Annotated in this window: 22 protein-coding genes and 1 pseudogene; 12 read left to right on the forward strand and 11 right to left on the reverse strand. The window is 72.4% G+C overall.

What is annotated here, in order from left to right; translation table 11 throughout:
* Nucleotides 1-2: 2 nt before the first annotated feature.
* From ACFY9S_RS13080 to ACFY9S_RS13115, 8 genes are all read left to right on the forward strand, one after another.
* Nucleotides 3-1,529: a S8 family serine peptidase gene (locus ACFY9S_RS13080; protein ID WP_391126724.1), complete on the forward strand. Its 1,527-nt coding sequence runs from the start codon at nucleotides 3-5 to the stop codon at nucleotides 1,527-1,529.
* Nucleotides 1,530-1,606: 77 nt separating this feature from the next.
* Entirely contained in the window at nucleotides 1,607-2,137 is a 531-nt protein-coding gene (locus tag ACFY9S_RS13085) for a hypothetical protein (RefSeq protein ID WP_391126727.1), read from the forward strand.
* A gap of 74 nt (nucleotides 2,138-2,211) precedes the next feature.
* Nucleotides 2,212-3,195 (forward strand): CopD family protein, encoded by a 984-nt coding sequence (locus ACFY9S_RS13090; RefSeq protein WP_391126731.1) that lies wholly within the window; start codon nucleotides 2,212-2,214, stop codon nucleotides 3,193-3,195.
* Nucleotides 3,196-3,385: 190 nt separating this feature from the next.
* Nucleotides 3,386-4,387 carry a DEDDh family exonuclease gene (locus ACFY9S_RS13095; RefSeq protein ID WP_391126734.1) on the forward strand — a complete coding sequence of 334 codons (1,002 nt, stop codon included), beginning with the start codon at nucleotides 3,386-3,388 and terminating at the stop codon, nucleotides 4,385-4,387.
* A 136-nt stretch (nucleotides 4,388-4,523) separates the two neighbouring features.
* Complete coding sequence (locus ACFY9S_RS13100) at nucleotides 4,524-4,757, forward strand: hypothetical protein (protein WP_078615365.1); 234 nt, start codon at nucleotides 4,524-4,526, stop codon at nucleotides 4,755-4,757.
* A gap of 49 nt (nucleotides 4,758-4,806) precedes the next feature.
* On the forward strand, nucleotides 4,807-5,604 hold the full coding sequence (locus ACFY9S_RS13105) for an SURF1 family cytochrome oxidase biogenesis protein (RefSeq protein ID WP_391126737.1): 798 nt from the start codon (nucleotides 4,807-4,809) through the stop codon (nucleotides 5,602-5,604).
* Nucleotides 5,605-5,787: 183 nt separating this feature from the next.
* Nucleotides 5,788-7,572 carry a glycoside hydrolase family 15 protein gene (locus ACFY9S_RS13110; RefSeq protein WP_391126740.1) on the forward strand — a complete coding sequence of 595 codons (1,785 nt, stop codon included), beginning with the start codon at nucleotides 5,788-5,790 and terminating at the stop codon, nucleotides 7,570-7,572.
* Between the two features lie 5 nt (nucleotides 7,573-7,577).
* Nucleotides 7,578-8,333, forward strand: a complete 756-nt coding sequence (locus tag ACFY9S_RS13115) for an SDR family oxidoreductase (protein WP_391126743.1) — start codon at nucleotides 7,578-7,580, stop codon at nucleotides 8,331-8,333.
* A gap of 36 nt (nucleotides 8,334-8,369) precedes the next feature.
* Here the strand turns inward: ACFY9S_RS13115 and amaP are convergent, their stop codons facing one another.
* The 5 genes from amaP to ACFY9S_RS13140 are packed head-to-tail and all read right to left on the reverse strand — an operon-like array spanning nucleotide 8,370 to nucleotide 10,776.
* Nucleotides 8,370-8,957, reverse strand: a complete 588-nt coding sequence (amaP, locus tag ACFY9S_RS13120) for an alkaline shock response membrane anchor protein AmaP (RefSeq protein WP_391126746.1) — start codon at nucleotides 8,955-8,957, stop codon at nucleotides 8,370-8,372.
* The gene (locus ACFY9S_RS13125) at nucleotides 8,954-9,691 is read right to left on the reverse strand and encodes a DUF6286 domain-containing protein (protein ID WP_391126749.1); all 738 of its coding nucleotides are present in this window, start codon (nucleotides 9,689-9,691) and stop codon (nucleotides 8,954-8,956) included. The genes amaP and ACFY9S_RS13125 overlap by 4 nt, the downstream gene beginning before the upstream one ends.
* Nucleotides 9,688-10,071, reverse strand: a complete 384-nt coding sequence (locus ACFY9S_RS13130) for a hypothetical protein (RefSeq protein ID WP_391126752.1) — start codon at nucleotides 10,069-10,071, stop codon at nucleotides 9,688-9,690. Before ACFY9S_RS13130 ends, ACFY9S_RS13125 begins: the two co-directional genes overlap by 4 nt.
* Nucleotides 10,068-10,256: a hypothetical protein gene (locus tag ACFY9S_RS13135; RefSeq protein ID WP_031142734.1), complete on the reverse strand. Its 189-nt coding sequence runs from the start codon at nucleotides 10,254-10,256 to the stop codon at nucleotides 10,068-10,070. The genes ACFY9S_RS13130 and ACFY9S_RS13135 overlap by 4 nt, the downstream gene beginning before the upstream one ends.
* A gap of 46 nt (nucleotides 10,257-10,302) precedes the next feature.
* Complete coding sequence (locus tag ACFY9S_RS13140) at nucleotides 10,303-10,776, reverse strand: Asp23/Gls24 family envelope stress response protein (RefSeq protein WP_391126755.1); 474 nt, start codon at nucleotides 10,774-10,776, stop codon at nucleotides 10,303-10,305.
* Nucleotides 10,777-10,863: 87 nt separating this feature from the next.
* Here ACFY9S_RS13140 and ACFY9S_RS13145 point away from each other — a divergent pair, with 87 nt between their 5' ends.
* Entirely contained in the window at nucleotides 10,864-11,586 is a 723-nt protein-coding gene (locus tag ACFY9S_RS13145) for a nucleopolyhedrovirus P10 family protein (RefSeq protein WP_391126758.1), read from the forward strand.
* Nucleotides 11,587-11,613: 27 nt separating this feature from the next.
* Here ACFY9S_RS13145 and ACFY9S_RS13150 read toward each other — a convergent pair whose 3' ends face one another.
* The 3 genes from ACFY9S_RS13150 to ACFY9S_RS13160 form a co-directional block, all read right to left on the reverse strand.
* Nucleotides 11,614-12,417, reverse strand: coding sequence for an enoyl-CoA hydratase-related protein (locus tag ACFY9S_RS13150; RefSeq protein WP_391126761.1), 804 nt, complete (start codon nucleotides 12,415-12,417; stop codon nucleotides 11,614-11,616).
* Between the two features lie 150 nt (nucleotides 12,418-12,567).
* Entirely contained in the window at nucleotides 12,568-12,786 is a 219-nt protein-coding gene (locus tag ACFY9S_RS13155) for a helix-turn-helix domain-containing protein (RefSeq protein ID WP_010037790.1), read from the reverse strand.
* Nucleotides 12,787-13,138: 352 nt separating this feature from the next.
* On the reverse strand, nucleotides 13,139-14,737 hold the full coding sequence (locus tag ACFY9S_RS13160) for an ATP-binding cassette domain-containing protein (RefSeq protein WP_391126764.1): 1,599 nt from the start codon (nucleotides 14,735-14,737) through the stop codon (nucleotides 13,139-13,141).
* 264 nt (nucleotides 14,738-15,001) lie between these two features.
* Here ACFY9S_RS13160 and ACFY9S_RS13165 point away from each other — a divergent pair, with 264 nt between their 5' ends.
* Nucleotides 15,002-15,415, forward strand: a complete 414-nt coding sequence (locus ACFY9S_RS13165; RefSeq protein WP_102908167.1) for a VOC family protein — start codon at nucleotides 15,002-15,004, stop codon at nucleotides 15,413-15,415.
* Between the two features lie 193 nt (nucleotides 15,416-15,608).
* Here ACFY9S_RS13165 and ACFY9S_RS13170 read toward each other — a convergent pair whose 3' ends face one another.
* Complete coding sequence (locus tag ACFY9S_RS13170) at nucleotides 15,609-16,859, reverse strand: hypothetical protein (RefSeq protein WP_391126767.1); 1,251 nt, start codon at nucleotides 16,857-16,859, stop codon at nucleotides 15,609-15,611.
* A gap of 507 nt (nucleotides 16,860-17,366) precedes the next feature.
* Here ACFY9S_RS13170 and ACFY9S_RS13175 point away from each other — a divergent pair.
* Nucleotides 17,367-18,056 (forward strand): annotated as a pseudogene (locus ACFY9S_RS13175) (hypothetical protein); the annotation flags it as partial.
* 57 nt (nucleotides 18,057-18,113) lie between these two features.
* Here ACFY9S_RS13175 and ACFY9S_RS13180 read toward each other — a convergent pair.
* Together ACFY9S_RS13180 and ACFY9S_RS13185 are read right to left on the reverse strand one after the other, a co-directional pair.
* Complete coding sequence (locus ACFY9S_RS13180; protein WP_391126770.1) at nucleotides 18,114-19,241, reverse strand: alpha/beta fold hydrolase; 1,128 nt, start codon at nucleotides 19,239-19,241, stop codon at nucleotides 18,114-18,116.
* A gap of 80 nt (nucleotides 19,242-19,321) precedes the next feature.
* Nucleotides 19,322-20,053: a class II aldolase/adducin family protein gene (locus ACFY9S_RS13185; RefSeq protein WP_391126773.1), complete on the reverse strand. Its 732-nt coding sequence runs from the start codon at nucleotides 20,051-20,053 to the stop codon at nucleotides 19,322-19,324.
* Between the two features lie 271 nt (nucleotides 20,054-20,324).
* On the opposite strand from ACFY9S_RS13185, the gene ACFY9S_RS13190 reads away from it, so the two are divergent.
* Nucleotides 20,325-21,569 (forward strand): inorganic phosphate transporter, encoded by a 1,245-nt coding sequence (locus tag ACFY9S_RS13190; protein ID WP_391126776.1) that lies wholly within the window; start codon nucleotides 20,325-20,327, stop codon nucleotides 21,567-21,569.
* Nucleotides 21,570-21,571 lie beyond the last annotated feature (2 nt).

Consider the following 21,571-nt stretch of genomic DNA (forward strand, 5'->3'; position numbering starts at 1 on the left):
CCATGACTGCGCCGTACGCGCGCTATCGTCGCGCCGTCGCGATCCCGGCCGGGATGGCGATGGCCACGGCCCTCGCGTTCCTGCCGAACACCATGGCCACGGCCGCCGAGGACGCCCCGGCTCCCGCGTCGGCCCGGGCCGACGCGACCCAGCTCAGCTACGTCGTCAACGTCAAGCCGGGGCACCGCACTTCGGCGCACGTGAAGAAGGCCGTCGCCAAGGCCGGCGGCACGGTCGTGACGTCGTACGACCAGATCGGCGTCATCGTCGTCCACTCCTCGGACGCCGGCTTCGCCAAGACCATCCGCAAGGTGCGCGGCGTGCAGTCGGCGGGCGCCACCCGCACCGCGCCGCTGCCCTCGGCGTCGACGGGCGACCTGGGCGCGCCGAAGGTGCTGAGCGCGGCCGAGGTCGCACAGGCCGAAGCGCCCGCCGGACAGGACCCGCTGCAGCCGCAGCAGTGGGACCTGCCCGCCATCAAGGCGGACAAGGCGCACGAGAAGTCGCTGGGCAGCAAGAAGGTCACGGTCGCCGTGATCGACACCGGTGTCGACGACACCCACCCCGACATCGCGCCCAACTTCGACCGCAAGGCGTCGGTCAACTGTGTGTCGGGCAAGCCGGACACGGCCGACGGGGCCTGGCGGCCGAGCGCCGCGGAGAGCCCGCACGGCACGCACGTCGCCGGTGAGATCGCCGCCGCGAAGAACGGCGTCGGCATGACAGGTGTCGCTCCCGGGGTGAAGGTCTCCGGCATCAAGGTGTCCGACCCGGACGGCTTCTTCTACACGGAGGCCGTGGTGTGCGGCTTCGTGTGGGCGGCCGAGCACGGGGTCGACGTGACGAACAACAGCTATTACACCGACCCCTGGTACTTCAACTGCAAGACCGACCCGGACCAGAAGGCGCTCGTGGACGCCGTCACGCGGGCCGCGAAGTACGCGGAGAGGAAGGGCGCGGTCAACGTCGCCGCGGCCGGCAACGAGAACTACGACCTGGCCTCCGACGAGATCACCGACCCGTCGTCGCCGAACGACACCACGCCGGGCGACCGGGTCGTCGACCCCTCGGAGTGCCTCGACATCCCGACGCAGCTGCCGGGTGTCGTCACGGTCGCCTCGACGGGCGCGAAGGGCATCAAGTCGTCGTTCTCCAACTACGGTCTGGGCGTCGCGGACATAGCCGCCCCGGGCGGTGACTCGACCGCCTACCAGAAGCCGGACGCGCCGGCCACGAGCGGCCTCATCCTGGGCACGCTGCCGGGCGGCAAGTGGGGCTACATGGCCGGTACGTCGATGGCGACCCCGCACGTCGCGGGTGTCGCCGCCCTCATCAAGTCGACGCACCCGTACGCCTCCCCGGCCCTGGTGAAGGCCCTGTTGTACGCGGAGGCGGACGCCACGCCGTGCACCGACCCGTACGACATCAACGCCGACGGCAAGATCGATGCGGTGTGCGAGGGCTCCAAGAACCGCAACGGCTTCTACGGCTGGGGTATCGCGGACGCGCTGGACGCGGTGACCAAGTAGAGCTCGTGTGAAGGCGCAACGGGCCGGACGGGGACACCTGTCCGGCCCGTTCCGTGTCTGCGGCAGGATCCTTCGTCATGGATGTGTACGAAGATCCGGCGACCTGGACAGCCCGACCCCCGCGGCCGCGGTGGCAGTTGGCGCTGCGGTTCGCCGGGAGTGTGGTGTGGTTCCCGGTGGTGTGTGTGCTGTGGGCGGCGGTGGCTGCCGTCTTCTTCGTCCTCGGCCTGTTCGCCGACGCCATCACCCCCTTCAGTGACACCTTCGAAGGCCGTTTCCTGAACGCCACAGGCAGGACTCTGGGGAGAGTGGCGCGTCTGGCCTCCTGGTGCGTGACCTGGCCCGAGCTGCGCCATGAGAGCGACGTCGAGTACTACAAGGCGCGCGTGGACAGAGCGGTGGCCAAGCGGACGGCCCTGGCATCGGCGCCGGACGAGCCGAGGAAGCCGAAGCCGCCCGCGGAGGTGGCGATACCCCTGCGGGACTACCGCGGGGTCGGCGGCTGGTACGTCGCCGAGGTCGCGCTCGCGCAGGGGTGGGAACTGCGGCCGGCGGACGGGTGCAGGGAGGTGCGGCTGTGGTGGTCGGCCGCATCCCGGGTTGACTGAGTTCCGCCGACTTGCCCGGCCGTGTGGAGGTTGGTGAAGATCCTGGGGTGACTTCGCCAAGACCCCTACCCGGGGTGACCGATTCGCGCGGCCCACTGCGGCCCACCGGTGCGGGCCGGACCGTCGCCGTTCTGGTGCTGGTGGCGCTGGCCGCGCTGATCCCGCTGCTCGGCCCGCCCGCCGCGCTGCACGGCACCGGGGAGGCCGAGGCGCCCGGCGCCGGTGGCATAGCCCTGCTGCGTACGGTGCTCTTCGCGGCGCTGTGCATACCCGTCGGTGAGCTGTTCGTGAACCGGCTGGCGCGTTCGCTGCCCGGTACGGAGGCAGACCCGGTGGCGCCTCGCAGCTGGTCCCCCTTCGCGGCCGCCGCCGGTTTCACCACCGCCCTGGGGCTCGCCTCGGTCGTGGCCACCGGCAATCTCGTGCCGGACCACCTGGCGGACATCGACGCCGGCGGGCTCTACGCGTCCCGGGACGGCAAGCTCGCCCTGCTGGAGGTCAACGCGTTCCTCGTGGCGGGACTGTGCGCCCTGTCGCGCCGGCCGGTCACGCAGGTGTGGCCGCTGGCCGCCGTGGTCGTGGCCGAGGCCCTGCGCGCCCACCCCACCACCGAGCACAGCCCGCTGACCGGTTCCGCGCTGACGCTCGTCCATCTGACCTGTGCGGCGCTGTGGGCGGGAGGCCTGCTGCACGCGCTGCGCACCCTCCGGCTGTGGCCCCGCACGGCCGGTGCGGCCCTGCTGGGTCTCTACGCGCGCGTGGCGGTCGTGCTGCTCGCCGCCATCACCGCGACGGGCGTGTGCAGTTCACTGCGCCGGATGCCGCCGGAGACGATCCTGGAGCAGTTGACGGGAACGGCGTACGGGCGCGCACTGCTCGCCAAGGTGCTGCTCGTGGCGGTCGTCGCCGCCCTCGCCCTGTGGGCCCGGCGGCGGCTGCGCCGGGCTGCCGACCCGCTGACCGCGTGTGCTCCGGCCCGGGCCGAGGTGGCCTTCCTGGGCCTGGCGGTCGCGGCGTCCGGACTGCTGACCGCGCTTCCGGTGCCCATCCGCTGGTGACAGCGGCGGGTCCCGGGCAGCGCGCAGGCCCTCGCGCGGCCTTCGGATCGACGGCGATCGACTGAGTACCGATCAGACGTACGCCCCGCGAACGGACAGACCGGACAAGACGCCTGAGGGAGCATCGGAGGGTCTGGCGCGGACACCTGACGGACGGCGGTGTCAGTCGCGGCCCGTATCCTCAGGGACCATGCTGGAAGACCTGACGACCGCAGTGTTCTCTGCCACGCCGTGGCCGGCCGCGTATCCCAAGGGGTACGCGGTCGTTGACGTGGAGACCACGGGCCTGGCCCGGGACGACCGCATCATCTCCGCGGCGGTCTACCGGCTGGACGAGCGCGGCGAGGTCGAGGACCACTGGTACACGACGGTCAACCCCGAGCGCGACCCGGGCCCCGTGTGGATCCACGGGCTGACGAGCGAGGCACTCGAAGGGGCGCCCCTCTTCCCGGACATCGCCGAGGAGTTCACCGCCCGGCTGGCGGGGCGTGTGCTGGTGGCGCACAACGCCGTCTTCGACTGGCAGATGATCGCCCGGGAGTACGCGCGCGCCGAGCGCGAGGCACCGGTGCGGCAGCGGCTGTGCACCATCGCGCTGTCCAAGGAGCTCGGGCTGCCGCTGCCCAACCACAAGCTGGAGTCCCTCGCCGCGCACTTCGGCGTCGTCCAGCAGCGGGCGCACCACGCGCTGGACGACGCGCGCGTGCTGGCGGAGGCGTTCCGGCCGAGCCTGCGGGCGGCGGCGGCGAACGACGTACGGCTGCCGCTGCACGAGTGCCGGCCGCTGACCGAATGGACGGACCGCCCCGCCGCACCCCGCATCGGGCAGCAGGCGGGCCCCGGGGGTTACGGCGGGTACCGGCCGGGCAGTTGGCGCCCGTCCCGCAAGCGCCCCGCCTGCCCCTACCCCAACCCCGGGCGGTACGAGGCGGGCGGGCGGCTCAAGCAGGGCATGCGGGTCGCCTTCTCCGGTGACACCTCCACCGAGCGGGACCTGCTGGAGGACCGCGCGACCGAGGCCGGGCTGCATGTGGCCACGAGCCTGTCCCGGCTGACCAGTCTGCTCGTCACGAACGACCCGGACTCGGGCACGTCCAAGGTCGTCAAGGCCCGGCAGTTCGGTACGCCCGTCGTGGACGAGGCGGCTTTCGGGCAACTCCTCGCGGACGTGGAGCCGGCGTCGGAGGGGTGACCGTACGTCGGGAGGGTGACCGTACGTCGCGGCGGGGACCGTGCACCGCCGGAGGGACCGTACGGACGGGTGATTGCCGGGCGACTCGCCCGGCGGCCGCTCGCCCACGCGGAAGGGACGGCCCACCCTGTGGCGCATGGCGACCTGTGAGGTATGTGGCAATCAGTACGGAATGACCTTCGAGGTGCACGCGCAGGGCGCGGTACACGTCTTCGACTGCTTCTCCTGCGCGATCCACCGCATGGCCCCCATCTGCGAGCACTGCCGGGTGCAGATCATCGGCCAGGGCGTCGAGGTCGAGGGCCACTGGTACTGCGGCGCCCACTGCGCCCGCGCGGAGGGAAAGGCGGGAATCGTCGACAAGGTGTGACCCGGTACCCGCCTGAATGCACCCCACGACCGAGTTGTACGGTCGTGGGGTGTACCGCTTCCTGATGTGCCGGCAGTGGGTGATCCTCACGTTGATCGCCCTGCTTCTCATCCCCACGATGATCAGGCTGGGCATCTGGCAGATGCACCGCTATGACGAGCGCACCGCCCGGAACCAGCTGGTCACCGACGCGCTGGCGGCCGAGCCGGTGCCCGTGGAGAAGCTGACGGCGCCCGGGCACACCGTGACCAGCACCGAGCGGTACCGGACCGTGACGGCCAAGGGCCGCTTCGACACGGAGGACGAGGTCGTCGTCCGGCGCCGCACCAACTCCGACGACGAGGTCGGCTACCACGTACTGACCCCGTTCGTCCTGGACGACGGCAAGATGCTGCTGGTCAACCGGGGGTGGATTCCCTCCGACGGCCCGAGCCAGACCGCGTTCCCGAAGGTCCCCGCACCGCCGAGCGGCGAGGTCACCGTCGAGGGGCGGTTGATGCCCGACGAGACGACCGCGGCGAGCGGAATCAAGAACCTCCAGGGCCTGCCGGACCGGCAGATCATGCTGATCAACAGCGAGCAGCAGGCCCGTCGCCTGGACGCCACGGTTCTCGGCGGCTACATCTCCCAGACGGCTCCGGAGCCCGAGGGCGACACACCCGAGCTGCTGGGCGACCCCGGCAAGGAGGACGCCGCGCTGAACTACGCGTACGCCATCCAGTGGTGGCTGTTCTCCGCGGCCGTCCCGTTCGGCTGGGTGGTCCTGGCCCGCCGCGAGGCCCGGGAGCGGGCCCAGGAGGCGGCCGGGAGATCCGACACGGCGAAGTCCGAGCCGGCAGCGGTGTAGACGCCGCCCGCGCATGCCGACGGGGCCCGGACCGAGCCGGGGTATGAGGTGCGGGCCGGGCGCTGCCGGGGGGCGCGGCCCGCGCTCGGGGCGCGTCGCAGCCCCATCCCAAGCGCCCGGGGCACATCACTCCCCCGGCCCCCGCCCTGATTGCCGCGCCGAGTTGCCGGGAACCCGCACTCCGTGCACCCCAGCATCGAGGACTACGCGCTCATCGGCGACGAGCAGACCGCGGCCCTGGTCGGTATGGACGGATCCGTCGACTGGTTGTGTCTGCCCCGCTTCGACTCGGCCGCCTGCTTCGCCAGACTGCTCGGTGACGAGGACAACGGATACTGGCGCATCGCCCCCGTGGGGGCGGACCGCTGCACCCGGCGTGCCTACCGCCGCGACACCCTCGTCCTGGACACCGAATGGGAGACCGGGCAGGGGGCGGTCAGGGTCACCGACCTGATGCCCCAACGCGACCGCGCCCCCGACCTCGTACGCGTCGTCGAGGGACTCGACGGCGAGGTGACCCTCCACAGCGTCCTGAAGCTGCGCTTCGACTACGGCTCGGTCGTCCCCTGGGTGCGCCGGTCCGACGGCCACCGCGTCGCCGTCGCCGGCCCGGACTCGACGTGGCTGCGCAGCGAGCCGGAGGTGACCAGCTGGGGCGAGGACTTCGGCACACACGCGGAGTTCACCGTCAAGAAGGGGGAAAAGGTCGCGTTCGTCCTGACCTGGCACCCCTCCCACGAGCCGCGCCCACCGCTCGTCGACCCGTACGACGCACTGCGCCACAGCGTGGAGGACTGGCGGGCCTGGGTGTCGCGCTGCCGCTACGACGGCCCGTACCGGGACGCCGTCGTCCGCTCCCTGATCACCCTCAAGGCGCTCACCTACGCCCCGACGGGCGGCATCGTCGCCGCCCCCACCACCTCACTGCCCGAGGAACCGGGCGGGGTGCGCAACTGGGACTACCGCTACTGCTGGCTGCGCGACTCCACCCTCACCCTGAACGCGCTGCTCGCGGCGGGCTACCAGGAGGAAGCCGAAGCCTGGCGGAACTGGCTGCTGCGCGCGGTCGCGGGCGACCCGGCGGACCTGCAGATCATGTACGGCCTGGCGGGCGAGCGGCGGCTGCCCGAGTTCGAGCTGCCCTGGCTCTCCGGCTTCCTCGGGTCCGCCCCCGTACGCATCGGCAACGACGCCGTGAACCAGCTCCAGCTGGACGTCTACGGCGAGGTCATGGACTCCCTGTCCCTCGCCCGCGAGTCGGGCCTGTCCGCCCAGCCCGACGTGTGGGCGGTGCAGACGGCCCTGATGGACTTCCTGCGGACCAGCTGGCGGCAGCCGGACGAGGGGCTGTGGGAGGTGCGCGGCGGGCGGCGCCAGTTCGTGCACTCGAAGGTGATGGTGTGGGTGGCCGCCGACCGTGCCGTACGCACCCTGGAGCGCCACCCGGAGCTGGACGGCGACCTGGACGGCTGGCGCGCGCTGCGCGACGAGGTGCACCAGGAGGTGTGCGAGAAGGGCTACGACCCGGAGCGCAACACCTTCACGCAGTCCTACGGCTCACGCGAACTGGACGCGGCCCTGCTGCTCATCCCGCGCGTCGGCTTCCTGCCGCCGGACGATCCGCGGGTGATCGGCACGATCGACGCGGTCCGCGAGGAACTGACCCACAGCGGCTTCCTGCACCGCTACAGCACGGCCGACGTGGACGTCGACGGGCTGCCCGGCGGCGAGGGCGTGTTCCTGGTGTGCTCGTTCTGGCTCGCGGACGCGCTGTACATGACGGGGCGCGCGAAAGAGGCCCGCGAGATGTTCGAGCGGCTGGCGGGGCTCGCCAACGACGTCGGGCTGCTGTCCGAGGAGTACGACCCGGTGACCGGCCGGCACCTCGGCAACTTCCCGCAGGCCTTCAGCCACATCGGGCTGGTGAACACCGCCCTCGCCCTGTTCGGTGCGGACGGGGCAGGATAGGGACCATGGATCTTGGACTGAAGGACCGGGTGTACGTCGTCACCGGAGCCACGCGCGGCCTCGGCAACGCCACCGCGCGTCAGCTCGTCGCGGACGGGGCGAAGGTGGTCGTCTCGGGGCGGGACGAGAAGAGCGTCGCCGAAGCGGCGGCCGAGCTGGGGCCGAACGCGGTCGGGGTGGCCGTCGACAACGCGGACCCGGAGGCGGCGGCCCGGCTGATCGGCGCCGCGCGGGAGCACTTCGGCCGTTTCAACGGCGTCCTCGTCAGCGTGGGCGGGCCGCCGGCCGGGTTCGTCGCGGACAACACGGACGAGCAGTGGCAGACGGCGTTCGAGTCGGTGTTCCTCGGTGCGGTCCGGCTGGCTCGCGCCGCGGCCGCCGAGATGGAGGCCGGGGGTGTCATCGGGTTCGTGCTGTCCGGGTCGGTGTACGAGCCGATTCCGGGGCTGACCATCTCGAACGGGCTGCGGCCCGGGCTGGCGGGGTTCGCCAAGTCGCTCTCCGACGAGCTGGGGCCGCGGGGCATCAGAGTGGTCGGTGTCCTGCCCGGGCGGATCGACACCGACCGGGTGCGGCAGCTGGACGCGCTGTCGGCGGATCCCGAGGCGACCCGGGCGGCTTCGGAGTCCCGGATCCCGCTGCGGCGGTACGGGGCTCCGGAGGAGTTCGGGCGGGTGGCGGCTTTCCTGATGTCGCCGGCGGCCTCCTACCTGACCGGAGTCATGGTGCCGGTCGACGGTGGGGCACGGCACGGATTCTGACGGGCCGCGTTCGACGCGCCCTCCGTAGGTCTGTGCTCAACTCACCCGTTCCGCACCGTGCTTGACGCCCTTCAGCCTCACCTCCGCCGGAAGTGAGGCGAGGCCCGCCGATGTCCTGGCGTGGGTGAGGGCACCGGTCGTGAAGTCGTTCAGGGCCGTTCCGGGGTCCACGTGCGGCTCCAGGGCGAGGCGTACATGCGCCTCGGGGGTGGTCTGGCGGCCCTTCAGACGGGCGTGGGCTCCGTCCACGCCGTCGATACGGACCGCCTCCTGGGTGAGGGCGTCCTCCAGGGCCCGGCCGCGCACGAGCGCACCCTCGCCGTCGCCGGTGTCGACGAGCACCTCGGCGAGGCGGCGCCGGCGCAGAACGGCGACAAGCCACCACAGGGCGAGCAGCAGCAGGACCGCGAGGGCGGCGATGACGACCGGCCACCACCAGCCGGCGTCGCGCCAGCGGGTGCGCTCGGCGTCGCTCAGCAGCACGTCGTGCTCGCTGTCGTGGATCCACCACGACGGCACGGGGGCGCCGAGGCCGACGGCCAGGACGGAGCCCCCCAGCACGAGCAGGATCAGGCCCACGAGGCCGAGGAACACGCGGTTGACGGTCCTGAGCACCGCTCTCACCCCTTCCGGCCGGGCCGCCGGACCCGCACCGACTGCGAGGGCGCCCGGGCCAGCCCCAGTTTGCCGATGGCGTCGGCGACCACGGCGTCCAGATCGGTTCGTACGTCGTCCACTTCCCGGAAGTGCGACACGGCGCGGACGTCCGCCCGCCTCCGGCGCACCCGTACCCGTGCCGACTGCACACCGGCCACCTCCATGGCCCGGTCGCGCAGCGCGGTGGCGGCGGCGTCCCGTTGCAGTCCGGCGCGTACGCCGGTGTGCGTGCGCCGCATCGGGAGCACGTCCCGCAGGCCGGGCGTGACGGCCAGGATCAGCAGCCACAGGCCGAGGACGGCGGCGATCCCGGCGCCGACCAGCACCCAGGTGTCGTCGAGGGGCCGCTCGGCGAGCTGCCCGGCCAGTTCCCGCCGCCAGTACATGCCGGGCCGGCCGGCGCGCACGGAGACGATGTCGTAGAGGAACAGTCCGGCGAGGCCCAGGAGCAGCAGGGCGACGATGCCCGCGGGGACGCGGCGCGCCGACCAGAAGCGGCCCGCGCGGCCGCCCTCGCTCCCGGGTCCGGGGGCGCCCGACGACTCGGACCGGTCGGTCCCGTCGCCGTTCTCCGGCTCCCGCCGGTCGACGACGGGCAGGCGCTGCGTGGTGCCCTCGGGGGGCTGGGTGGCCTCTGGGGGCTGGGTGCCCTCGGAGGGCCGGGTGCCCTCGGAGGGCCGGGTGCCCTCGGGTTCACTCATCGGGTCCTCCCCTGTACCGCGCCGGGAGCGGCGACCAGGTGCAGCCGCTCCACTTGGACGACGACCTCCGGCACCTGCATTCCCACCAGGGCTCCCACCCGTTCGGCGACGTGCTGACGCACCTCGCGGCAGCGGGCGCCGATGTCGCAGGGATAGTCGAGTTCGATGTGGACCCGAACGTGGGCGACCTCGTGGTGGACGACGACGGACGCGGAGGGCCGGCCGGCGTCGGGCGGCAGTGTGCCGACCGCCTCGCGGGCCGCCTGCGAGGCGATCTTCACGACGACCCGGTCGGCGATCCGGGTCGCGCCGCGCTCGCCCGGCGGGACGACGGAAAGGGGTCTGTCGAGTTCACCGGCCCCCGTACTCACGGGCGTCACCGCCGCCGTTCGCGTTCACGAGGACGGAAGAAGTCGCCGAACTCCAGGTCCCCGTCCAGGAACCGGCCGACGACGAAGCCGACGGCACCCAGGGCCGCCACCAGCAGGAAGGCACCGAATCCGCCGAAATACCCGGCGAAGGCCAGCGCCATGCCGGCGATCATGCCGACCACGGCCATGCTCATGCGCTCCTCAGCTCCTCAGCCGCTGTGTTGTCCGATGGCCCGTGCCTCACTGGATCCGGCGCTCCGGTTCCTCTTCCTCCTCGTCGGGCAGCTTCACGTCGCTCACCGCGATGTTGACCTCGACGACTTCGAGGCCGGTCATCCGCTCCACGGCGGTGATGACGTTCTCCCGTACGTCGCGGGCCACATCGGCGATCGACACGCCGTACTCGACCACGATCTCCAGGTCGAGAGCCGCCTGCACCTCACCGACCTCGGCCTTGACCCCGCGGGACACCGACTTCGCGCCGCCGGGCACCCGGTCGCGCACGGCGCCGAAGGTGCGGGACAGCCCGCTGCCCATGGCGTGCACGCCGTCGACGTCGCGGGCGGCGAGCCCGGCGATCTTCTCCACGACGCCGTCCGCGATGGTCGTCCGGCCCCGGGAGCCGGGGTCTCCTCCGCCGCGCTTGACCAGCGGGCTCCTGCGCGCCGCCGGCGTCTCGGACTCCCCGCCCCGGTTCTCGGTCATGTCAGTCATCGCCGCACGTCCTTTTCGGTCGTCGTCCTTGGACCACCGTAAGCATGGTTGCGTGGGAGCGCGCCCCTGATACGGCAGGCTGGAGGAATGACGGCCGACCGATGGACGCAGGCAGTGAGACATCAGCTGGGAATCGGCAGGCTTCTGCCGTTGGGTGACGCGCGCGACGGCGCGTGGATCGCGGAACGGGCAGCCGAGGCGGTGCTGCGGAGCGCGGCCCGGGACGCGCCTGGCGTGCGCCTCGACGCGCTCCGTGTCGCGGTCGCCGACACGACGGACACCGCCGAGCCGGCCGTACCGGCTCCGCCGAGTGCGCTGCCGCCCGGGCCGCTTCGGGTGACGGCGGAGTTCGCCGCGACGGCTTCGCAGCCCCTGCCGACGACGGCGTCCCTGCTGCGGGCGACGCTGGCGACCGCCGCTACCGAGCGGCTCGGCCTGATGGTGACGGAGGTGGACCTGCGGGTGACGGGGCTGCTGGACGAGGAGGCGCCCGCGACAGCCGGCCCCGGGGAGGATCTGCCCGAGCCTCCGCCTGCGGCGCGGGCCGAGGGCGGCGACGAGGCCCGCGTGGCCGACGCCGCGCTGGGGGTACCGGGTGTGCTCCGTCTGACCGGCACGCTGGGCCACCCCGTGCACATCGGGGAACTCCCCGGCGAGGACGCCGCGCTGCCGCACCGTCATGTCCGGCTGGAGCTGGCCGTGGGCGCGGACCAGCGGGCCCGGGACGTGGCCCGGCAGGTCCGGACGGTGGTCAGGAGGGCGCTGCCGGATCACCCGACGGTGGCGGTCGTGGTGAGCGCGATCGGCTGATCGCGCTCACCGGCGGCCCGGTGTTCCTCAGTCCCCGACGCCCGCGAGGTCCCGCAGCCTGCGGCCCTGGGCCTGGCGCTCCGCCACGCGCTGCTCCTCGAACGTGCGGTCCTGGGAGCCGCGCAACAGGGCCTTGGTCTCGATGACCGCGTCGCGGGGGGCGGCGAGCACGGCCGAGGCCAGGTCGCGCACGGTGTCGTCGAGCTGGCCGGCGGGCACGGCGACGTTGGCCAGGCCGGTGTTCACGGCCTCCTCGGCCGCGACGAAGCGCCCCGTCACGCAGATCTCCAGCGCTCGGGCGTATCCGACGAGCCCCACCAGCGGATGCGTGCCCGCCAGGTCGGGCACGAGTCCGAGGCTGGTCTCGCGCATGGCGAACTGCACGTCGTCGGTGACGACGCGCAGGTCGCAGGCGAGGGCGAGCTGGAAGCCCGCCCCGACGGCGTGCCCCTGGACAGCGGCGACGGAGACGATGTCGCTGCGCCGCCACCAGGTGAACGCCTCCTGGTATTCGGCGATGGTCGCGTCCAGCTCGGCGTCGGCGCCGCGCGCGAGGTCGACGAACGACGGTTCGCCGTCGAAGCCCTCGGGCGTGAACGCCTGCCGGTCGAGCCCGGCCGAGAAGGACTTGCCCTCGGCCCGCAGCACCACGACGCGGACGGAGCCCGGCAGCTGCCGCCCGGCCTCGGCCAGCGCCCGCCACAGAGCGGGGCTCTGCGCGTTGCGCTTGGCCGGGTTGGTCAGCGTCACCGTGGCGATCGCGCCGTCGACGGTGAGCCGTACGCCGTCCTTGTCGAGTACGGGAACGAGGTCCTTGTCGGGCGAAGCCATGGGACGCCTCCGATGTGTGCGGTCGTCTTGTGTGCCCCACGACGGCTGTATCGCCGTGGCAGGCCACACTTAAGTGACTGCACAGTAACCACCCGGTCGGTCAGTCGGCCGACCGGGTGGCCACCATCGAAGCCGAGGGGCCACCCGGGGTCAGGCCGTGGCCTTCTTGCCCCGGGTCGCCCCGCCACGCCCTCGCAGCGTGACGCCCGACTCACTGAGCATGCGGTGCACAAAGCCATACGAGCGGCCGGTCTCCTCGGCCAACGCCCGGATGCTCGCACCGGCGTCGTACTTCTTCTTCAGGTCTGCCGCGAGCTTGTCGCGCGCGGCGCCGGTCACCCGGCTGCCCTTCTTCAGAGTCTCGGCCACCCGTGCCTCCTCATGGGAAGTGCGCTCTGGTCTCCTCATGATCACCCCTCCGGGCCTTCATGGCCACCCATTCGGCAAGGTCGGTGAGACAAGGTTGTGACGACGGGAGCACACCCCCACATGCGGAATACGCAATTCCGAAGAGTGGTGCCGCTGCGGCCTAACGGATTATCCCGGAAAAGGCCAGGTCAGAAAGGCGGCGCGGCCGAGCCCGGAGGAATCGGGGGCTCGGCCGCGAAATCGATGTAGGACACACCTCGGTACGAGGAGATCTCACACAGATGATGGATCACCGCTAGGCCGAATGATCCATACGCCGTTGATCACACATTCGATCAAGCGGCACTGACACTCAGGCCAGGGCGACGAGATCCGCGTAGTCGGCGCCCCACAGGTCCTCGACGCCGTCCGGCAGCAGGATGATCCGCTCCGGCTGGAGCGCCTCGACCGCGCCCTCGTCGTGCGTGACGAGGACGACCGCGCCCTTGTAGGTGCGCAGCGCGCCGAGGATCTCCTGGCGGCTGGCGGGGTCGAGGTTGTTGGTCGGCTCGTCGAGGAGCAGCACGTTCGCCGAGGACACCACGAGCGTGGCGAGGGCGAGGCGGGTCTTCTCGCCGCCGGAGAGGACGCCGGCCGGCTTGTCGACGTCGTCGCCGGAGAACAGGAACGAGCCGAGCGTCTTGCGGACCTCGACCAGGTCCAGGTCGGGGGCGGCGGAGCGCATGTTCTCCAGAACCGTGCGCTCCGGGTCGAGGGTCTCGTGCTCCTGCGCGTAGTAGCCGAGCTTGAGGCCGTGGCCCTCGATGACCTTGCCGGTGTCGGGCTCCTCCGCCCCGCCGAGCAGGCGCAGCAGGGTCGTCTTGCCCGCGCCGTTGAGGCCTAGGATGACGACGCGTGAGCCCTTGTCGATGGCCAGGTCGACGTCGGTGAAGATCTCCAGCGATCCGTAGGACTTCGACAGGCCCTCGGCCATGAGGGGGGTCTTGCCGCACGGGGAGGGCTCGGGGAAGCGCAGCTTGGCGACCTTGTCGGACTTCCGCTCGGCCTCCAGGCCGGCCAGCAGCTTGTCCGCCCGGCGGGCCATGTTCTGCGCGGCGACCGTCTTGGTGGCCTTCGCCCGCATCTTGTCGGCCTGCGAATGCAGCGCGGAGGCCTTCTTCTCGGCGTTCTGCCGCTCGCGCTTGCGGCGCTTCTCGTCGGCCTCGCGCTGCTGCTGGTAGAGCTTCCAGCCCATGTTGTAGATGTCGATCTGGGCGCGGTTGGCGTCCAGGTAGAACACCTTGTTGACGACCGTCTCGACCAGGTCGACGTCGTGGGAGATCACGATGAAGCCGCCGCGGTAGGTCTTCAGGTAGTCGCGCAGCCAGACGATCGAGTCGGCGTCGAGGTGGTTCGTGGGCTCGTCGAGCAGCAGGGTGTCCGCGTCGGAGAACAGGATGCGGGCCAGCTCGATACGGCGGCGCTGACCGCCGGAGAGGGTGTGCAGCGGCTGTCCGAGGACCCGGTCGGGCAGGTTGAGCGCGGCGGCGATGGTGGCGGCCTCGGCCTCGGCGGCGTACCCGCCCTTGGTGAGGAACTCCGTCTCCTGCCGCTCGTACTGCTTGAGCGCCTTCTCGCGGGTGGCGCCCTGGCCGCTCGCGATGCGCTGTTCGTTGTCGCGCATCTTGCGGATCAGTACGTCCAGGCCGCGCGCGGACAGGATGCGGTCGCGGGCGAGCATGTCGAGGTCGCCGGTGCGGGGGTTCTGCGGGAGGTAGCCGACCTCGCCGGAGCGGGTGATGGCGCCGCCGGCGGGCATGCCCTCGCCGGCCAGGCATTTGGTGAGGGTGGTCTTCCCCGCGCCGTTGCGGCCGACCAGGCCGATGCGGTCGCCCTTGGCGATGCGGAACGAGGCGTTTTCGATGAGGACGCGGGCACCGGCGCGCAGCTCGATACCGGAGGCGGAGATCACGGACAGACTCCAGGGCGGATACGGGGGCGGGATGGACGGCTGAGGACGTTCCCGCCGTCTAATGCGCGAGGAGAATGGCCATGGGGACAGTCTAACGGGGGCGTGCAACCACTTTTTCTGTGTGCGGGTGTTCGATCACCGGCGGCCGGACGGAGGGCCGTTGTCAGTGGCCGGTGGAAGACTGAACAGCGGGCCGGAATCCGGCTCCCCCGGCGAGGGGAACGCCGGGGGCAGCACGCAGCGAGACACGAGGAAGTGATCGCCATGGCAGCCATGTCCGGCGGGCGTCCGAGCATCTACCCGACGCTGCTGTACGCCGATGCGAAGGCGGCGATCCGGCAGCTCACGGAGGCCTTCGGCTTCACGGAGCTGTCGGTGTACGAGGGCGAGGACGGCTCGGTGCTGCACGCCGAGCTGGCACAGGGCAACGGTGCGGTGATGGTCGGCAGCAAGGGCCGGGGCGGCCTGTTCGACACGGCCATGAAGGACGCGGGCACCACAGGGGTGTACGTGGTGGTGGACGACGTGGACGGGCACCACCGCCGCGCGGTGGACCACGGCGTGGAGGTGCTGATGCCCCCGACGGACCAGGACTACGGCTCGCGGGACTACATGGCCCGGGACCTGGAGGGCAACGTGTGGAGCTTCGGGACGTACGCGCCCGAGATAGCGGGCTGACACCCCCCCCCAGGGCCCGGGCGCCGTCCCCAGTGCTGCGACCGGAAAGGTTCACCGGCTTGCGACGCCCGGCACGGCACCTCGCCGCGTTGTCGCATCACCCGAGTACATCCAGTACGCGGGCGATGCTCCGCCTTGCGATGCACCGCACCGGACGCCGCAAGCTTTCCGGCAAACCTTCCCCGTCACAGCACTAGCTGCCGCCGGTGTGCACCTGGAAGGCGGCCCGGCGGACGGCCTTGGCCAGGGCCGGGTCGGGGTGCGCGGCGGCCAGGGCGACCAGGACCTGCACGGTGCGTGGGTGGCCCACGGCGCGTACCTCGTCCAGGAGCATCGGGACGGTCGGCTGCACCGCGGACTCCAGGTGGCGCACCAGCAGCGGCGCCTCCCCGTGGTCGGCGACGGCCGCCGCGGTGTCCACCCACAGCCAGGTCGCCTCCTCGCGGGTGAGGACCTCGTGGGCGTCCTCGGGGTCGGCCCCGTCGTGCTCGGCCAGCCACAGCAGCGCGTACGGCCTGAGCGTGGGCTCGTCCAGCACGCCGCGGACGTCCGGCTCGGCGGGGGCGCCGACCACGCGCAGGGCCTCGAAGGCGAGGCCGCGCAGCAGGGCGTCCTCGCCGCGGGCGGCGCCGAGGAGCTCGGTGACGGCGCTGCCGACGGGGCGGGCGGCGAGCCAGGCCCGGTACTCGGCGCGGGCCGCGTTCGGGCGCAGCTGGGCGCAGCCGCGGAGCATGCCGTCGGCGGCCTGCTCGATGTTCCCGGCGGGGCTCTGCGCGGCGACGCAGATCTGCTCCAGCTTGACCCAGACGGCCCAGTTGCCGAGCGGGGTGAGCGTGGCCTGGCCGTCGCCGTAGGTGAGGGCGCCGACGGAGGCGAGGGCGCGCAGGGCCCAGTCGAGCAGGGGGGCGAGCGGGGCGTCGGTGGGCTCCGGTTCGGCCGGCGGCTCCGGCTGGGGGCCGTAGGGGATCTCGCAGCGGGCGGTGCGCAGCTCGGTGACGCGCTGCTCCAGGAGGTCGAGGAGCTGCTCCACGGGGACGGGCCCGGCGGACAGCTGGAGGAAGGACAGCGCCTGCGGCATGGCGGAGACGACCTCGGCGACGGCGGCGGGCTCGTGCTCCTCGGGCTCCGGGTGGGCGAGCGACCAGGCATCGAAGAGCGCGACCCAGCCGCGCAGCACGGCGCTGTCGTCCCGGTTCCAGGCGCGCAGCCGCCAGCCGGGGCGGGCGCTGTCGCCGTGCACCTCGATGAGACCGGCGAGGCGCGCGGTGTCCCAGTCGGCTCTGACCTGAGCCGCGGTCAGGCCCAGATCGAGGGCCGCCCGTTCGGCGGTCGCCTCGGAGAGGGTGGCCTTGCCGTCGTCGGTGGCGCTGCCCCGGCCGGGGCCGAGCGCGGCGTCGGCCCAGCGGGCGACGCGGGCCGCGGCGGCGAGACCTGAGCGTGCCATTCTGGCCAGCTCCGCCGGTGCCGGGGTGCCCTCCGGGGGGCGTGGTGCGGGGCGGCGCGAGCGCCGCTGGTTCATCGCTGGTGGGGCGGCGGCCAGGGGTCGCGGGCGGACGAGTCGGAGCCTGGAGTCGCGCGGGATACGGGACGTCACGGGTGCAGTCTTCCGGTTGACGGTCCGAAAACCCAAACGGAATGTCACGGCGGGCGACGGGGAAGGCCAAGGCACCGGTTCCCAAGAGTGGTCGAGGGCTCAGAACCGGCCAGTGGTACGACACTAAACGGAATCGTCGCCACCGGTCGTCGGAGAGGCGACGGAACGCGGTTGCGACGGGGCGAAGGGGCGTGTACGGGGGTTGTGAGCTGTTGCTGGTTGAGTGCGCATCAGCGCGTTCTGGCGTGTGTAAGTGAGTGTGCGGGCTGCGGCGTGCGCCGTTCACGGGAAGGGAACGGGAGTTCCTGGATCGGATGCGTGACCTTTTCGCGGGTGTGGTCGCTGGGTGGGTGACAGGCGCGCCACCTCGCGGCATGGCCCCTGGACGAGCACGGCAACCCGGTCGGCGCCCCGCGCCGGTTCTTCTTCGACCTCGACGGACCCGCTGCCTACCGGGATGCCCAGGTACGGCACGCGCTGGTGCGCCTGCTGCACTGGGTCAAGCGGCACGGCCTGAGCATCGCGATCGAGGACCTGGACTCCGCCGCGGACAAGACCCGGGAGAAGCACGGCAGACGGAAGCGGTTCCGCAAGCTGATCTCCGGCATGCCGGTATCCAGGCTGCGCTCCCGGCTGGTGTCGATGGCAGCCGGACTCGGCATCACCATCGTGGCCGTCGACCCGGCCTACACCTCCAAATGGGGCGCCCAGCACTGGCAGAAACCCCTCACCGGCGACAAACGCGCCACCACCCGGCATGACGCCGCCGCGGTGGCGATCGGAAGGCGCGCCCTCGGCCACCCGATCCGGCGACGGACGGCACCGCCCCGCACCCACCAGAGCGATGGGTGCGGGCATCGGACCGCCCAGGCCGGACCGGGCGCCCGGGGGCGCGAGGCAACCCGCCCCCGCATTCCCGGACCACGGACACGATCCGTGCGCGCCGGACGCGGAGCGAACGCGGGGGACCAGGATGCCCAACACCGTTCGGGGCGTCCGGCTGAGCACGGGTTCCGGCAACAGGACTCACTCCCGCTCAGTCTTTAGGAACGGTGCTTGAGGAGCCGGACCGGGCGGGTGCGTCGGCGGTTGACGGGAACGGCGTCACATGAGGGGCGTCAGGAAGCGCCGGAGCGCCTCCTCGTAGGCCTCCGGGTCGGCGTTCCACATGGCTCCGTGGGATGCGTTGCCCACGGTGCGCAGGGCGACCATGTCGGGGCGGGCTTCGGCGAGCCTGCGGGAGAGTTGCCAGGGGGCGACGGTGTCGTCCGGGCCGTGGATGACGAGCGTCGGGACGCGCAGCCCGCCGGGCGGGGCCGTGCCCGCGACCCGGCCGACGGACAGGCCGGTGCGGCCCTGGGCGGCCCGGACCGCGAGGGGCAGCAGCGCGGCCGGGGTGCGACGCGCCGAGGCCAGGGCGCGCAGGGTGGTCTCCCAGGCGAGCACCGGGGAGTCCAGGACGAGCCCGGAGACACGGTCGCGCAGCCCCGAGTGGGCGGCGGCGCGCAGGGCCATGGTGGCGCCGGTGGACCAGCCGTGCAGGACGATCTGGCGGGCTCCGTAGCGCACGGCGTAGCGGATGGCGGCGTCGAGGTCGCGCCACTCGGTCTCGCCGAGGTGGTTCAGGCCGTCGGGCGGGCGGGGGGCGCCCAGGTCGCCGCGGTAGGCCAGGGCGAGCACCGGGAAGTTGCTGCGGTGCAGGAACGGCATGACGTTCATGGCGAGTTCGCGGGTGGTTCCCAGGCCGTGCACGGCGATCACCCAGGTGTCCCGCTTGCCCGGCACGAACCACGCGGGCAGGGCGCCGAGTTCGCCGGGGACGTCGACGTCGGCGTGTTCGAGTCCGAGGGCGGCGCCCGGGTTGCCGACGTACACGTTCGGTGTGAGCCAGACCTTGTCGCCGGGCTTCAGCGTGCCGTGGGTGACGCTCTCCAGGCGGCGCACGACGGTGTCTGCGGGGTGCGGGGCGCCGGTCAGGACGGGGCCGACGACCGCGTGCGAGCCGTTGCCGGACAGGCCGTAGCGGCCGGGGCGCAGGGCGGCGAGATCCCGGGTGAGGCTGATCTGCCCGGCGGCGGTGCCGTGCACGGTGAGCCGGGGTTCGGTGGGCAGGGGCCTGCCGGGCGGCGCCTTGAGCGCGGCGTCGCTGGCGAACCGGCCGGCGGCCACAGCGGCGACACCGGCACCGAGGACGGCGGTGACGGCGGCGGCCGTTGCTCTGGCAGTGCGCACGGCTTCAGTGTCCTGGCGGATTCCGTGGGCGACCAGTGGGGCGGAGCGGCGGGGTGACGTCCGCGGCGGCCGGGGAGGGCTCAGCCTCGCTGGCCGTAGCCGCGCAGGCGTTCCTCCACCGCGATCAGCTGCTCCCGGGACAGCAGGCTCGGGGCCTGGCCGGGCACCGAGGCGGCGGTCAGCCACAGGCGGCACATCCACTCCAGCTGGGCGGTGCGGTCGTAGGCCTGGGCGAGGGTGGTGCCGTGGGTGACGGTGCCGTGGTTCTGGAGGAGGCAGCCGGAGCGGCCGGCGAGGGCGCGGAGCATGTTCTCGGCCAACTCGTCGGTGCCGTACGTGGCATACGGGGCGACCCGGACGGGGCCTCCGAGCGCCGCGGCCATGTAGTGGATCAGCGGGAGCTCGCTCACGAGCGTCGAGACGGCCGTCGCGTGGACGGCGTGGGTGTGGACGACGGCCCGGGCGCCGGTCGTGCGGTAGACCGCGAGGTGCATGGGCAGCTCGCTGGTGGGGACGAGGGTGCCGAGGACCTGCCGGCCGTCGAGGCCGACGCCGGTCACGTCGTCCGGGGTCAGCCGGTCGTAGGGCACGCCCGACGGCGTGACCAGGACGGTGTCCGCGACGCGCACGGAGACGTTGCCGGACGTGCCGACGACGAGTCCGTCCGAGACCGTGCGGCGGGCCGCCGCGACCAGGTCCTCCCAGGCGTGTGCCTCCTCGGGGCGCGCGCTCCTGCGCCGCGGCTCCCCCGCGTTCCGTTCGCCCTCTCGCGCGTCCCCCGTGCCCCGCTCGTCGCCTCGCTGCTCAGCCATGCCGCGATCCTGCCAGGCAGAGGCTCAATCCACGCCGGGCAGGGAAAACCCGTACGACGGGAAGCGCAGGCGCTACGGCCTGACCAGGGCGGGAATGATCAGCCGGATCAAGGCGTTCGGCGACGAGACCGAGCGGCTCACCGGCCGCCCTCCCGGGGCGTCGCCCCGACCCTCCTACGCGGTCACCCTCGCGCCCCTCCCAGTTCATCTTCCGTTCACTCAGGTTGCCTACGTTCGTACGGCCAACGACCTCGAACGATTGCCTGGGTAAATGGAAAGCTTCTCGCTGATCCTCGCGATTGTGGTGGTAACCGCACTCGCGTTCGATTTCACGAACGGTTTCCACGACACCGCGAACGCGATGGCCACGACCATTTCCACGGGCGCCATGAAGCCCAAGGTTGCGGTGGCCATGTCCGCGGTCCTCAACCTGGTCGGCGCCTTTCTGTCCGTCGAAGTCGCCAACACGATCTCCAAGGGCCTCGTCGACGAGGCCGGCATCCGGCCCGAGGTCATCTTCGCCGCCCTGGTCGGCGCGATCCTCTGGAACCTGCTGACGTGGCTGGTCGGTCTGCCGTCCAGTTCCTCGCACGCTCTCATGGGCGGTCTGATCGGCGCCACGATCGCCTCGGCGGGCGTCGGCGCGGTGCACGGTGACGTGCTGGTCACCAAGGTGCTGATCCCGGCGATCGCCGCCCCGCTGGTCGCGGGCCTCGCGGCGCTGCTGGCCACGCGGCTGACGTACTCCCTCGGCAAGAAGGCCGACGGCGAGGCGTCCCGGAAGGGCTACCGGGCCGGCCAGATCGCCTCGGCGGGCCTGGTCTCCCTGGCGCACGGCACCAACGACGCCCAGAAGACGATGGGCATCATCACCCTCGCCCTCGTGGCCGGCGGCGCCGTCGCGCCCGACTCCGACCCGCCCATGTGGGTCATCCTCTCCGCGGGTATCGCGATCGCGCTCGGCACGTACCTGGGCGGCTGGCGCATCATCCGCACCATGGGCAAGGGCCTGACCGACCTCCAGCCGCAGCAGGGCTTCGCCGCCCAGACCTCCGCGGCCACGGTCATCCTGGCCTCCTCGCACCTCGGTTTCTCCCTCTCCACGACGCACTCCGTCTCCGGCGCCGTGATGGGCGCGGGGCTCGGCCGCAAGGGTGGTGTCGTCCGCTGGTCGACCGCGACGCGGATGTTCGTCGCCTGGGGTCTGACGCTGCCGGCGGCGGCCCTGGTGGGCGCTCTCGCCGAGTACGTCACCGGTTTCGGCGCCTGGGGCACCGCGGTGGTGGCCGTCTTCCTCGTCGCCTCCAGCGCGGCCATCTGGAAGTTGTCGCGGCGTGAGATCGTCGACCACACCAACGTCAACGACACGGACGACGCGGAGCCCGCGGGCGTGGTCACCACGGCGATGGCCGCGGTGACGCCTCCGCCGGCCGGCACGCCGACGGAGGAGCCGGTGCCGTCGTTCCCGGCCCAGGCCACCGCCGAGCGGACGCACTCCACGACCACCCCGGTCTGACC

This window comes from Streptomyces sp. NPDC012474 (assembly GCF_042955185.1).
Classification (GTDB): Bacteria; Actinomycetota; Actinomycetes; order Streptomycetales; family Streptomycetaceae; genus Streptomyces; species Streptomyces cahuitamycinicus.